Source organism: Vibrio pomeroyi, from assembly GCF_024347595.1.
Taxonomy (GTDB): domain Bacteria; phylum Pseudomonadota; class Gammaproteobacteria; order Enterobacterales; family Vibrionaceae; genus Vibrio; species Vibrio pomeroyi.
In genome coordinates this window covers 1,672,493-1,685,661 of sequence record NZ_AP025506.1, presented here as the reverse complement: position 1 = coordinate 1,685,661, position 13,169 = coordinate 1,672,493, and the positions used below count along the sequence as shown (strand labels likewise).

Annotated in this window: 11 protein-coding genes; 3 read left to right on the top strand and 8 right to left on the bottom strand. The window is 42.9% G+C overall.

Annotated features, from left to right (window positions below; genetic code table 11):
* Position 1: 1 nt before the first annotated feature.
* From sbcD to OCV12_RS07555, 5 genes are all read right to left on the bottom strand, one after another.
* Positions 2–1,273 (bottom strand): exonuclease subunit SbcD, encoded by a 1,272-nt coding sequence (gene sbcD, locus OCV12_RS07575; RefSeq protein ID WP_261885819.1) that lies wholly within the window; start codon positions 1,271–1,273, stop codon positions 2–4.
* Positions 1,274–1,492: 219 nt separating this feature from the next.
* The gene (locus OCV12_RS07570; protein WP_261885818.1) at positions 1,493–1,906 is read right to left on the bottom strand and encodes a VOC family protein; all 414 of its coding nucleotides are present in this window, start codon (positions 1,904–1,906) and stop codon (positions 1,493–1,495) included.
* Positions 1,907–2,037: 131 nt separating this feature from the next.
* On the bottom strand, positions 2,038–2,607 hold the full coding sequence (locus tag OCV12_RS07565; RefSeq protein ID WP_261885817.1) for a porin family protein: 570 nt from the start codon (positions 2,605–2,607) through the stop codon (positions 2,038–2,040).
* Positions 2,608–3,094: 487 nt separating this feature from the next.
* The gene (locus OCV12_RS07560; RefSeq protein WP_065112484.1) at positions 3,095–3,751 is read right to left on the bottom strand and encodes a glutathione S-transferase family protein; all 657 of its coding nucleotides are present in this window, start codon (positions 3,749–3,751) and stop codon (positions 3,095–3,097) included.
* Between the two features lie 133 nt (positions 3,752–3,884).
* A complete protein-coding gene (locus OCV12_RS07555; protein WP_017629821.1) occupies positions 3,885–4,481 on the bottom strand; it encodes a LysE/ArgO family amino acid transporter in 597 nt (198 codons plus the stop codon).
* Between the two features lie 512 nt (positions 4,482–4,993).
* On the opposite strand from OCV12_RS07555, the gene OCV12_RS07550 reads away from it, so the two are divergent.
* Positions 4,994–6,712 carry a S8 family peptidase gene (locus tag OCV12_RS07550; protein ID WP_261885816.1) on the top strand — a complete coding sequence of 573 codons (1,719 nt, stop codon included), beginning with the start codon at positions 4,994–4,996 and terminating at the stop codon, positions 6,710–6,712.
* Positions 6,713–7,020: 308 nt separating this feature from the next.
* On the opposite strand, the gene OCV12_RS07545 is transcribed toward OCV12_RS07550, so the two are convergent.
* Positions 7,021–7,479, bottom strand: a complete 459-nt coding sequence (locus OCV12_RS07545; RefSeq protein ID WP_261885815.1) for a GNAT family N-acetyltransferase — start codon at positions 7,477–7,479, stop codon at positions 7,021–7,023.
* 220 nt (positions 7,480–7,699) lie between these two features.
* On the opposite strand from OCV12_RS07545, the gene OCV12_RS07540 reads away from it, so the two are divergent.
* Both OCV12_RS07540 and OCV12_RS07535 read left to right on the top strand, forming a co-directional pair.
* The gene (locus tag OCV12_RS07540; protein WP_261885814.1) at positions 7,700–9,025 is read left to right on the top strand and encodes a sensor domain-containing diguanylate cyclase; all 1,326 of its coding nucleotides are present in this window, start codon (positions 7,700–7,702) and stop codon (positions 9,023–9,025) included.
* Between the two features lie 125 nt (positions 9,026–9,150).
* Positions 9,151–9,894, top strand: coding sequence for a class I SAM-dependent DNA methyltransferase (locus OCV12_RS07535; RefSeq protein ID WP_261885813.1), 744 nt, complete (start codon positions 9,151–9,153; stop codon positions 9,892–9,894).
* A 119-nt stretch (positions 9,895–10,013) separates the two neighbouring features.
* Here OCV12_RS07535 and OCV12_RS07530 read toward each other — a convergent pair whose 3' ends face one another.
* Both OCV12_RS07530 and OCV12_RS07525 read right to left on the bottom strand, forming a co-directional pair.
* On the bottom strand, positions 10,014–12,047 hold the full coding sequence (locus OCV12_RS07530) for a TonB-dependent receptor domain-containing protein (protein WP_261885812.1): 2,034 nt from the start codon (positions 12,045–12,047) through the stop codon (positions 10,014–10,016).
* 181 nt (positions 12,048–12,228) lie between these two features.
* The gene (locus tag OCV12_RS07525; protein WP_261885811.1) at positions 12,229–13,149 is read right to left on the bottom strand and encodes a LysR family transcriptional regulator; all 921 of its coding nucleotides are present in this window, start codon (positions 13,147–13,149) and stop codon (positions 12,229–12,231) included.
* Positions 13,150–13,169 lie beyond the last annotated feature (20 nt).

The following is a 13,169-nucleotide window of genomic DNA, read 5'->3' as shown; positions in this document are numbered from 1 at the left end:
GTTACTCACCTGTCCCTTTGGGCACTTCTATTTCTTCTTGGCTATCCGCACCGTAAGAGACTTCTTCGATCACTTGCTTGAACTTGATAGTCATTCGTTCTAAACGTGCTTTTTCAGAATCCGTTTCAAACTCTTCTAAAGCAATACGCTTTTCAAACACATCCATTGGAGTTAACTCTGATAAAGTTTCAGCAGACTCTTGCTCTAACCCTTGATTACGACGTTCTCTTGCCCTTCTCAATTGAAGTACTTCGACATTCAAACCTTCCGTTAGTGCTCGCATGCGCTCTTGCAAATCAGACAAGTAATCCTGAGCTTGAACTTCTATCGACAGCCATACGCTTTGCCCTTCTTCCACATTAATGTAATGGTTCAACTGCAATTCGATTTCGTTCAAATCACCTTTGATTTCAGCAAGGGGTTGGAATGTTGGGACAGCCAGTTGTGAAATGGTGCGTTCGCCTTCGACAAACTCAACCACACAGACCTGCTTTTGAGATTTAAGCTCATCAAAACTGAGCGGAATGGGTGAACCGCAGTAACGAATGTATTCACGTTTCGCGACAACTTGTGGGCGATGGATATGACCAAGGGCAATATAGTCCGCATTAGGGAAACCATCAGCAGCAAAACCATCTAGATTACCAACGTAGATATCACGTACAGAATCAGACTGCTTAACGCCCATTGCGGTTAAGTGACCCGTTGCGATGATTGGCATATTGTCGCTATTTTCAAACGTCGCACGCTTTGCAACAGCGGCGTCATAGACACTTTGATAATGCTGTTTGATAGCATCACCTAATTGCTTTTGACGCTCAACACCAGTAACGCCGGCTTGGCTGGTCAATACATCGCGAGGGCGAATAAACGGAATCGCGCACACCAACGCTTCTACATCGCCAGTTTTACCTTTGAGTTCGACAACCTGAGTCGCGTATTCTTCATTGGTATTGGGAATCACGTCAGCACCCATGTACTTCAGTAATTTCTGAGTTTCTTTGAGCACAGATACTGAATCATGATTGCCGCCCAATAACACTAATTGGCAACCGATCTTATTCGAATCGACGACAAACTTGTTATACATTTCACGAGCATAACTTGGTGGCGTACTGGTATCGAAAATATCGCCAGCAACAATTATCGCGTCGATGTTGTGCTCAGTAACTTGCTCAAGTAACCATTGTAAGAACCGTTCGTGTTCGTTCTTACGGCTTTTATTGTAGAATTTTTGGCCAAGGTGCCAATCGGACGTGTGAAGGATCTTCATTGTTGCTCACTGGAAGTCGGTAATAGCTTTAATTTACCAAAATACCGATCAACTACCAAATGAGTTAGCATTATTTCCCCGTTTATAAGCTTGTGAAAAACAACTAATTTCGGGCTTTCGAGGATTCGTGCTCAACGTGCCATCAATCGGAACTTGTTATATAAAAAAACCGCTCAAAGTTAGAGCGGTTTTGATGTGCGAATCTAGTTAACTTGGAACTTAATGGTTCGGGCGATTTAACTGAAGTAAGTCCCATTTGTTACCGTAGAGGTCTTGGAACACAACCACAGTCCCATATTCTTCTACTCGCGGCTCTTCGTTGAATACAACGCCATTGGCTCTCATCAACTCATAGTCACGCCAAAAGTCATTGGTCTGTAGAAAAAGAAAAACACGGCCACCGGTTTGGTTACCCACTGACTGTTTCTGTTCTTCATTACTCGCTTGAGCCAGTAATAGGTTAGTTCCGTTTGAATTCGGAGGAGATACCTGTACCCAACGTTTCCCACTACCTAGATTGGTGTCTTCGATCAGAGTGAATTGAAGCTTCTTAGTATAGAACTCGATCGCGTCATCATAGTTATCCACGACGAGCGCGATATTTCCGATTTGCTGTTGGATTGGTTCAGACATCAGTATTTCTCGATTTTGACAAAAATAGGATTCTACACACTATGGCTATATTTACGAACCCATACCCCATAAAAAAGCCCACGTTATCGCTCGACAACATGGGCTATTTCTATAATTAAACTGCTAAGCAATTAGAAGTTGTACGAAGCACCTAGTGTTACTGTGCTGAACGCAACATCGCGACTCGCTAATCTATTACCGCGGTTATCGAAGAACTCGACATTTACCGCATCCGCTTGCGAGATCAGACGTAACGTCAGGTTGTCAACTGGTGTGTATTCAACACCAACACCGAAGTGAAAACCGGCACCAGAATCATCATCAATATAGCTCGAACCCTTTGAGTTAAGGTCAACGTAGCTCAGACCCGCTGTTACGAACGGACGAATTGAATTATCGAAGGTGTAACCTACGTTTGCTGCAACAGAAAAAGACGTAGGTGAAAGCACCTTAGTGCCAAGCGCTTCGTAGTCAGCATAATCTGTATAGCCAAGCTCAATACCAACGATACGGTTAAATTGGTAACCACCGTAAAGGCTGTATCCCATGCTTTCTGCGTCTAGATTGCCACCGCCATCCGTGTCTGAATCTTGATATACGCCAAGGCCAGCACCAATGTATGGACCGCCTTCAATACCAGCAGCAAAAGTAGGAAGTGAAACCAAGCCGACTAGGCCCAATAGAAATATTGATTTAAGCATGAAAATACCCTTTTAAGTTTGTCCTGTAGTAGCGTTGGCCAACCGGGAATCGTTATCCGACACTATTCCAAATGTTGCGCTACCGTTTAAAATATAATAAATAAGGAACTCCTAATGAATAATAAAACACTGTTCATTTACGGAGTGAATGGGAAGTTATCACAACATTTTGCGTTCATCAAATGAACAATTGACGACATTCAATGAGTCTTAATTATGAGACTCAGTATTTTAATCAAGTATGAAATGGATAAATCAATGGCGGAAAAACCGTAAACCTCATGATGACAACTAACCTAACCCGTTAATTTAAAATAGCTTATTTCGCTCTATTCCAACTCTCTATATATCGAGTTCCCTTTCGTTAACCTAGCTCTTGATATTAAAAAACTCACACTATCGTCAAATAGAGTGAGTTTATTTTTTATCTAAATTTATTTAGAGCGCTATGCTATTAAAATATATTTAAAGTTATGACTATATATTACTAACGAGCTTCTGCTAGGCTTGCCAAGTAATTGTTCGTTAAATAAAAGCCACTAAACTTCTCGATAAAATCCTCAGGAACGGTTTTGTCGGTCAATCCAGATTCAATCAGCGCCGCTTGCCACTTCTGTACTTTCGGGAAGCCTTCGAGCATATCAAAGCCTGACCCCTCTTTAATCACTGACGCGCGGTGCAACAGTGGTAACCAAGCGATGTCGACATTAGAGATATAATCCCCTTTAAAGAATTCTGTATTGCCTAACTTGTTTTCGGCTTTTAGGAAAGCTTTTTGAAGGTTCGCTAAACGTGTTTCAAAAGTCTCTTTGTCTTTACTTCCCATTGTGCCGCATTGTGGCATGTAATGTTTGCTCGCCTGATAAGACCAAGCACGGTCTAATGCTTTCTGCTCAGCAGTTACTTCTTCAATAGGTGAATATTTATCATCTAGGTATTCGACAATCGCGTCAGATTCAAACAACACAGTATCATTTTCTGTTACTAACACTGGCACTTGACCGTTTGGCGAAATATCTAAGAACCACTGTGGCTTGTCATTAAGTTCAATATATTCAATTTCAAATGGCACATTTTTCATTACGAGAGAACCCATAACACGTTGAACAAATGGGCAATTTTTAAAGCTAATCAATTTAATCATTTTCGACTCCGAATTAGGTTATTAATTTCTGTTTACACCCTTAAGACGAACGCCAGATTCAAAAGACGAAAAATAATTCAATTTTTATAGAAATAGTGAAATACAGAAACTTTGAATCCCTAAATCCGGTCGATTACACGATCAACGATATTGCAATAGATGCCATGATCACACCGACGATAAATTCTAATACCTTCCATGCTCTCGGGTTCTTAAACATTGGTGCCAAGAATCGAGCGCCATAACCTAGTGAAAAGAAGAACACAAACGAAGCCGTTACCGCCCCTGCGCCAAATAACATTTGATTAGGTTGATATTGAGTCGAAATAGAACCAAGCAGGACTACCGTATCCAAATAGACGTGCGGGTTTAACCAAGTGAACGCCAAACACATGGCTATCGCTTTGGTTAATGAATCTTTGGTTTCTGCACTTGCTTCCAGAGCGTGGTTTTCAGTAAATGCAGAACGGAAGCTTAAGAACGAGTAAACGCCTAAAAAGATAGCTCCGCCATAACGAGCAAATTGCTCTATTTGTGGAAACTGTTTAACGATCGCCCCAAAGCCCGTTACACCGAAACTGATCAGCAGCGCATCAGAAATCGCACACACCGCACAAATAGCTAGAACATGTTGGTTCTTGAGACCTTGCTTTAAAACAAATGCATTTTGAGAACCAATCGCGAGAATCAGCGAAAGACCAAGAGAAAAACCAGCAAAATAAGTCGACATGAGAAAAGGTCTTTAAAAGTAGTGACGAGGGTAATGGACCACAATAGTAGCCAAATTATCATATTGTTAACAAGTGTCCTGTCGCTATTAGCGCCTCTTACAAATGTTTTGGCGATTGGCGTAGCGGAAATGCCAGTACTTAAATGATACATCCGCTTTTTCTAAGACTGACTCTCATTTTAGTTTTTACGTGCATTTCAAATAATTAACAAACTAATCAATTGATTTTAAACATCTTTACTCTTGTTTTTTTATTTTATAAATGTTGCTTTTATTAATAGAATTTAGCTCAAACTTTAAGACTTTAAAATCGATCACAGTGAGATCTTCCTACCATTTCATTGACCAAGCGAATGATACAAATCTGATTGCATATTACCTTTTGAATGCTTTTTGAGCGGGCTTTTCCCTCTCGTATAACTGACTTAGTGAGAGCTCCTTAAATAACTTTCCTAAGTATCAGCTTTAGGCAAACAACTATTCAGTCTCACAATGATAAGGATGCAACACAGATGAATCACGGACACAGACTTACCACTCTCGCTTTAGCCATTATGGCTTCCGCTCACGTATCTGCCTCGGCTCTTAATGAAAATAGTCCAGAGCCGCAACCTACCAACTCGCCCTTCATCCAAGATGTAAAAGGGACGATAGTTGAAGATTACTCACGAGAAACCCTCCAACCTGCATTTTTCTCTATGCGAATGATGAGTAACGCTGACGAACAACGTGGCGATTGGTTTAATCTCTCGGCAAGTTACACCAGACTCCAAGGCGTGGGCTCTGATGTGGTATACGACTACTTAATGCCCCCTCTTCAACCACAACCTGTCATCGTTGCCGTTCTTGATTCGGGCGTTGACGTGGAACACGAAGATCTTAAAAACAAACTCTGGACCAACGAAGACGAGATCCCTGACAACGGAATCGATGATGACGGCAATGGCTACATTGATGATGTGCACGGTTGGAACTTTCTGGGTAATTCACTAGGCATTAACGTCGATCAAGACACATTAGAAGTCACCAGAGAATACAAAAAGTACCTCAAGCTAAAAGAGAAAGGTCATTGGATTCCGCGTAAGAAGCGAGCTTACTATAAAGCGGTAGAATCGGATTACTTGTCTTCTTTGAAAGACGACCAAGATGCATTGAATCGTGTAATGACAGCAACTGAGCAAGCCAATGAGTTCAAAAAACAGATTCTTCAATACGTCGATCAAAAAGACTTTTCTACCAACGGGTTAAAAACACTATTAGATAGCAAGAATGCTAGCGTTGTAACCGCTGCTGAAGGACTTTTGAGTGTGTTTGATTCATGGTACTCATTTGAATATCTAGAATCGCGTCGCACTCGATACCAAGACTCTTTAGATTTCCACCTTAACCTAGAGCTCGACACACGTGGCGATATTGTTTGGGACGACATTTCTAACCCTTGGGAAAAAGGATATGGAAACAACGATGTAAAAGGTCCTGTAGGTTCACACGGTACTCATGTGGCGGGAATTATTGCAGCAGAACGTGACAATTTTATTGGTATTGATGGAGTTGCGGATCATGCTCAAATCATGGCAGTACGTATGGTGCCAAACGGCGATGAGCGAGACAAAGACATTGCCAATGCCGTGCGTTACGCAGTCGATAACGGCGCGAAGATCATTAACATGAGTTTCGGTAAAAGTTACTCACCACGTAAGTACATTGTCGACCATGCTTTCCGCTATGCCGCTCGTAAAGGCGTGCTGATTGTTCACTCTGCGGGTAACAGTCGTAACGATAACGACATCAAACCAAGCTTTCCAAACCGTTACGCTAAGCATTACCGCTCGAAGCCTATCACAACATGGTTAGATGTGGGTGCATCCGCAAAATACGCAGACGAAACCTTAGTCGCAAGCTTCAGTAACTTTGGTCAAAAATCAGTTGATGTGTTCGCACCGGGCTACCGCATTTTATCAACCACACCCGGTAACACCTATGGTTCGAAAAGTGGTACCAGCATGGCAGCACCTGTTGTGTCTGGCGTAGCGGCATTAGTTTGGTCTCGCTACCCTGACCTATCCGTCAAAGAGCTCAAGGCCATGTTGATGGGCGAATCAAAAGTCTACCCAGAGTTGCTGGTTAAAAAGCCATCGAGCCCGGAAGATTTGGTTCCGTTCAGCACACTTTCAATCTCAGGAAGCGTTGTCGATGCAGAAGCCATTTTCGCGGAGCTAGAAACTCGCTAACGCTTTAGCCTTTGGTCATTGGTCATTGGTCATTGGTCATTGACCAGATATTCGTCATCCCCTAAAGCGAGGGACGAGCGTGATAGGGAATCTCACTTTACGGTTAGAGATTCCACATACCTCGTCCCTCGGTTCTGGAATGACGCTGCGGAATCAAGTCAATGTAATGAATGCCATTTTCTGTTTTGAGACGCTACAACCGTGTCACTTTCTACGTAGAGCCTCCATCCGTCATTCCCTACAGTGAGGAACGAACGTGATAGGGAATCTTGCTTTTATCTTTTCGTTTATTAGCTTCTGAGCTTGCACTAACGCAATTCGATCGTCATAAATTGGCTGTAAGGATCGAGCTCGTAATCTGCAAAAGGTTCGCAATAACCAAAGCCAAATTTCTCGTACAAGTTACGTGCAGGCTTGAAGTAATCTTCAGAGCCGGTTTCTAAGCTGATTTGTCGATACTGGCGAGCGTTCGCCGTATCCAAAACATGTTGTAAAAGTTGGCTAGCAACGCCAGATTTACGTGCAAAATGAGAGGTTCTCATTGATTTGAGTTCAGCATGTTGAGTATCCAACTCTTTAATAGCAACACAGCCCAGTAGTTGGCTATCTTTCCATGCACTGAAGAATGTTATCTCTGGCGACTTTAGCCCATCAAGGTCAAGTGCATGAACGCTCTCTGGTGGCGATGTCGCGTACATATCAGCTAAATGTTCTTCAAGTAGTCCAATCACCTCTCCGCCAGACAAGTCATCAATTTTTATTTCCATAAGTCTTTAATTATCCTTAATAAATTTTTAATCCGTTTTCGATACAGTAAAATTACGGTACTCTCGATAAATCATGAATATCATACTTCGCTTCCATAGTCTCGCGGCAATTAATGCGCCTTATTGCAATGCAACAAAGGATACATTGGGTATCGCTGCGAAACTCATAAGTTCATACCAAGCACCTATTTTCGGTGAGGGGATAGATTACTAGGTCGATATGAGTATCCAATTAGACTTAACCACAGCCACACCTTGCCAGAACTTTGATTCCGCTCAGGGCTACATTACGCTTCAAGATCATCGTGTTATTGATGTTGATAATAACATTGCCAAGATATTTGGTTACGCCAGTAAAGAATCACTTCTTAAGAACGTCGACTTTGTCTATTCAATGGTGCCAGAGCATTTCCACGGAGCCATGCGTGAACGTTACCTGACTGCAATTAAAGGACAACTTCTAAAAGGAAAGCTCTATACCGACATCGTCATTAACGGTCGTAACTTGTCTTTGTTTAGCATTGCCCAAGGCATTCAGGTAAACAAGCGCCCTGCACTTCGCGTAATGATCATTGATATCACTCCTGTGATCGCAGCCGAGCGTCATAATCAAGAAAAAGACCAGATGTACCAATCTCTGCTCAACAGCTCTAAACAAGGCATACTTGTCCATAGAAACTTCAAACCACTGATGGTTAACCAAGCTTGGGTTGATTTACAGGGCGCAAAATCGGTTGAACAGGTGTTGGCCATGGATTCGATCATTTCAATCATTCCACCAGCAAACCGACTGAATGCTATGAAACGTTGCCAGAGCATACTCAAAGGTAGTCCGCCAAACTTCAGTTCAGTTGTTGAAAACCAATGCTTTGATGGCAGTAAAAAGCACTTCAACATCTACGACAACATCATTAATTGGCAAGGCGAAAAAGCAATTCAAGTGGTGATAGAAGACGTTTCAGATAAGGTAATATTGGAACAGGAACTATTACACCGTGCCCTTCATGACGACCTAACACAAGTGCTCAATCGCAGCGCTATTTACGATTGGTTGAAAAAGCCGTTAAGTGATCAAACTGAGATGTCTTGTTTGCTGCTGGACATTGATGATTTCAAAAAGATTAACGACCAATTTGGCCACAGTGTGGGTGATGAAGTCATTCGCACCCTTGCACAAACCATCAAGAAACACGTAAAAGCGTTGAACGGCGTTGTTGGACGTTGGGGCGGCGAAGAGTTTATCGTCTTCTTTCCTAAAGCCCGATCGAATCAAGCGACGGCACTAGCCACTGCCGATTCTCAAGCAAGAGTGGTGGGCGAACGCATTTGCGAAGAGTTTCGCACTCGTCAGTTCTTGGGGTTCAATCGTACCAAGTTTCAATCGAGCGTGAGTATTGGCATTACCGATAGCTGTATCATGCGCACGAGCAAGGCGCTCAATACCTTAATTCGTGTTACGGATAACGCGCTCTATCAGGCTAAATCGAAAGGCAAGAATAGAGTGTCGGTCAATCAAGAAGGCGCGTGCATAGAGTGTGGACAGTGAAAGAATTGCTAAGCATCAATAAAGGTCATTTAAACCAGTAAACTGAACCAAGATTTTCTTGTTATTTTTAAGTTCTAGTTTACTATGCGCCACCCCAATTTTTTCAGCAAATGCTGCAGGCAAACATGTCCGCCAACGCGCTCTATACCGACCTATCTGGTTACTATGATTTAATGTGTGTTGATATTGACTACCAAGCGCAAAGTAACTGCGTTCGTAGGCTACATCAGATTTTTGGAAATAAAGGAAAAACTCACCTAGACCTTGGTTGTGGTACAGGTCCTCACGTTCGTCACTTTATTGATTACGGCTATCAAAGCAATGGACTTGACCTAAACCAGCCCATGTTAGACATCGCTCAAATACGCTGCCCGGAAGCGAACTTTTCAGTGCAGAACATGAGTAATTTTGAAGTCTCCGAGCCGTTCGACCTTATTACTTGTTTCTTGTATTCCATCCACTACAACGATGGCATCGAGAAGTTAAAAGAGTGCATTGCCAGCGTTCATAAAGCGCTAAAACAAGGCGGTGTGTTCTGCTTCAATGTGGTCGACAAAGACAAGATCTGTAATGATCTTTTTGTTCGACACACAACTAACCAAGAGCAGGATGATTTTACTTTCCGCTCGGGTTGGTATTATTCAGGCGAAGGTGACAAACAGGCGTTGAAACTCAGTATAGAGAAGACAACCGCTGGTGAAACTCAAATATGGAATGATGAACACCCAATGGTGGCTTTCTCGTTCCAAGAGTTGATTGAAATACTCAAAGCCTACTTTGAAGTTCATATCTTTGAACACGATTACGATAAGTTGTTGCCGTGGGATACCCAGTCGGGTAATGCTCTCATCACCTGTGTAAAAGGCTAACACTTTTCGACACCTGTACTCGCTATAATTACTAGCCCTCAAATCAAAAGAACCCACACGACGTAAAGTCATGTGGGTTCTTTGTTTTAAATGTATCTATCAAATCAAACGCAAGTTGATTAGAAGTCTGCAGTCATACCTACGTAGTAAGTGCGTGGCTCTTCAACGTAACCCATGTTCTCAAGCTCTTGAGATACCGCTTCGTCCGTCAAGTTGGTGATACCCGCACGAATACGAACAGAATCATTTACGTTGTAAACCGTACCGATATTCAATGTTGTGTAAGCATCCTGAGTTAGATCCGTTTCGATATTGCGTTCGCCACGGTAGCGCGCACTAATAAAGGTGTTTAGATCGTAAGTAGGGCTCCAGTTTAGCTTAACCAAACCAGAATGCTTGTAACGCTCTAGCAGCTCTTCACCCGTTGATTTATCTTCTGTATCTAGGAAAGTGTAGTTACCAGAAATACCCCACTCGTCCGTGATTTGGAATTGACCCGTAAGCTCCGCACCTTGGATAACCGCTTCAGAAACGTTAACGTAAGTACGCGTACCGTTACTTACAAAGTTGTTACCGCTGTCTACACAGCCAACACCATTACCGCCCCATGTGCCACCTGAAGTACATTCAGTATCGCCACGGTCAATCAAATCTTGAATCTCATTACGGAAAAGCGCGCCTTCAACATTCCAACGAGGTTGAGTATAAAGTGCAGCAATCTCGTAGTTCCAGCTTGTTTCTGGGTTTAGGTCTTCGTTACCAACAATGTCACACCAACCTTTACAACTCGCTACTGTATAGCCAGCATGGTTTTGCGTTAATGATGGCGCCTTGAATGCTTTACCAACACCACCTTTAATGATCAGGTCATTCGTTGTTTGGTGAACTAAATAAACACGTGGGCTGAACTCTTCGCCGTACTTTTCGTGCTTATCTAAACGACCGCCTAATGTCGCAGTTAACTGCTCAGTTACATTCCATTGATCTTGGATGAATAATGCACCTTGGTAAGCCTCTGCTGGATCTCCCGTTACATTCTCTTCATTAGTCAATTCGCTCAATTGGTAATCTAAGCCAACGGTTAGAACGTGACTATCTCCAAGGTAGCTTGTAGCTGACGCTTCAAAGATTTGCGTCAACTCTTCTACATCACGGGTTGAATTGCCGACATCCGCAGCATTCTTATCCACGACATTCTCTCGTGAGTAACGAACTTGAGTATCACCCCAGCTCCAGAAACCACTGTGTGTTAGGGCTTGGCTGTTACGTTTCACGTTTGAATTTGAATAGTTCACGCCTGTAGCATGCTCAGCCGCAGAATCACGCTCATCATCGCTGTAACCTACGTCCAAATCGATGGTTTGATTGTCAGTTGCATGCCAAGTTAGTGTACCAAGTAAGCTAAGTGTGTCGCGCCCTTCAAGTGCAGTAATATCAGAACGATCTGTTGTTACGTTTCCATCAGTTCGAGTACCTGTATATGGCTGCCATGCATCACGGCTAGTTTGATTGATCGAGAATCGTGCGAAAAGCTCATCTTCAATCAGAGCACCAGAAGTCGTTAAACCAACAGAGTGTTCTTGTCCGCCATTGCCATCATTTGGAGTGCTGATGTCTGTGCTTAGTGAAGAACTCCACTCATTTACAGGTGCTTTAGTAATGATGTTGATCGTGCCGCCCATACCATCTGAACCGTACAGTGCAGACATTGGACCACGGATAATCTCAACACGTTCGATTGAATTTGCAGGGATAGTAGAAAGGTCGAAGTCGTTGCCACGGATGATAGCGCTCGCCGAACTTAGACGACGACCGTTTACCATGATAAGCGTGTAATCAGAATCCATACCACGAATAGAGATCATTTGACGGCCAGCACGTGTACTATCGAAGTCAGACTCAACACTCGTTGATTCAGCAACGATGTCTGCCAAGGTAATACCTGGGCTGTCTTCGATGTCTTGAGCGGTGATAACCGACATTGAAGCTGGTGCTTGTTTTAACGCCATCTCTGTACGAGTAGCCGTAACTACCATTTGCTCATCTGTATCCTTCACTTCCTCTTGCGCTAATAGGTTTGGCGAAAGTGAAGTACAAATAACAGCGACTGCGATCGATAAAGGCTTACGAGTAAAAAGGGATCTCTCAGACATGATATTCATTCTTATATGTGATTGGTAATGATAATGGTTTGCATTAAACAACCTACTACCACTCTTATCAATGAAAGTTTCATGTCAAAAATCTATTCTCGCTATTCATCTTTCAAATAAGCCAAAAGACCCATATTCATTTCTATAGAAGACTAAAAATCACATTCACCACTCAAATACCTTAAGCGTATAAGTCTTTGAATAGCTCTCGCACCCAACGGCACATAGGGTCATTGTGGAAACGTTTATGCCAGTAAAGGTACACATCTTCTGATGGACTTCTGATCGCTTTCGGCACACGTTTACAAATTAAGTCACGTTGCTTGGCCGCTTGCGTAGCAAATGGTGTAGGTAGGTGGAAGATGATGTCGGTCGTCTCTGCAATATCGGCAGCAATATTGAAGTTAGACAGCTGAATCGGAATCGATAGCTGGCGCTGTTTATCTATCAAGCCTAGGTCTTTAAATCGGTTCTCAATCGAGAGCTTCTTGTCCCCTTGCAGAGAAATTTGCCCCAACTGACTGTTGAGCAAATCATCGACTGTTATCTCTTTATCTGCCAACGGATGGTCTTTGCTCATCAATAAACGATAATCACGGCTAATCACGAACATTCGGTACAAGTTCTGCTCTGAGCTTGATGGCTCATGCGTCGACAGTACAAAGTGCGCATCGCCAGACAGTAAAGGTTCGAAATGACGCTTAGGAATGGAATCGATATCGACCACCATGTTCGGTGCTTGCTTGCGAATCTCGGAAACAACCTTAGGTAACAGGTGAGAAACCTGAGGAACCAAGCCGAAGAAACGAACGGTACTGTCGCTCGTTAGCGGTTCGAAAACATCGCCGTGAACCAACTTTTCTAAACGTGTGAGTACGGAATTAAGATCTTGCTTAATGGCTTCTGCTTTTGGTGTTAGCTCATAGCCGTAAGCCGCTCTTACTAACAAGTCATCGTTAAACACCGTGCGTAACTTTTGCAGCGAACGACTCACGGTTGGCTGACTCATATCAAGCGCTAGTGCGGTGTTGGATACGTGCTTTTCTTCAAGAAGGTGTTTGAGGATGACTAAGAGGTTAAGGTCGACTTGCGCTAGATTCATTATTTAAATATTTACAAAAT

Excerpts from the sequence above, each read along its gene's own strand:
- sbcD (WP_261885819.1), bottom strand. The coding sequence starts at position 1,273 with ATGAAGATCCTTCACACGTCCGATTGGCACCTTGGCCAAAAATTCTAC.
- OCV12_RS07570 (WP_261885818.1), bottom strand. The coding sequence starts at position 1,906 with ATGTCTGAACCAATCCAACAGCAAATCGGAAATATCGCGCTCGTCGTG.
- OCV12_RS07565 (WP_261885817.1), bottom strand. The coding sequence starts at position 2,607 with ATGCTTAAATCAATATTTCTATTGGGCCTAGTCGGCTTGGTTTCACTT.
- OCV12_RS07560 (WP_065112484.1), bottom strand. The coding sequence starts at position 3,751 with ATGATTAAATTGATTAGCTTTAAAAATTGCCCATTTGTTCAACGTGTT.
- OCV12_RS07555 (WP_017629821.1), bottom strand. The coding sequence starts at position 4,481 with ATGTCGACTTATTTTGCTGGTTTTTCTCTTGGTCTTTCGCTGATTCTC.
- OCV12_RS07550 (WP_261885816.1), top strand. The coding sequence starts at position 4,994 with ATGAATCACGGACACAGACTTACCACTCTCGCTTTAGCCATTATGGCT.
- OCV12_RS07545 (WP_261885815.1), bottom strand. The coding sequence starts at position 7,479 with ATGGAAATAAAAATTGATGACTTGTCTGGCGGAGAGGTGATTGGACTA.
- OCV12_RS07540 (WP_261885814.1), top strand. The coding sequence starts at position 7,700 with ATGAGTATCCAATTAGACTTAACCACAGCCACACCTTGCCAGAACTTT.
- OCV12_RS07535 (WP_261885813.1), top strand. The coding sequence starts at position 9,151 with ATGTCCGCCAACGCGCTCTATACCGACCTATCTGGTTACTATGATTTA.
- OCV12_RS07530 (WP_261885812.1), bottom strand. The coding sequence starts at position 12,047 with ATGTCTGAGAGATCCCTTTTTACTCGTAAGCCTTTATCGATCGCAGTC.
- OCV12_RS07525 (WP_261885811.1), bottom strand. The coding sequence starts at position 13,149 with ATGAATCTAGCGCAAGTCGACCTTAACCTCTTAGTCATCCTCAAACAC.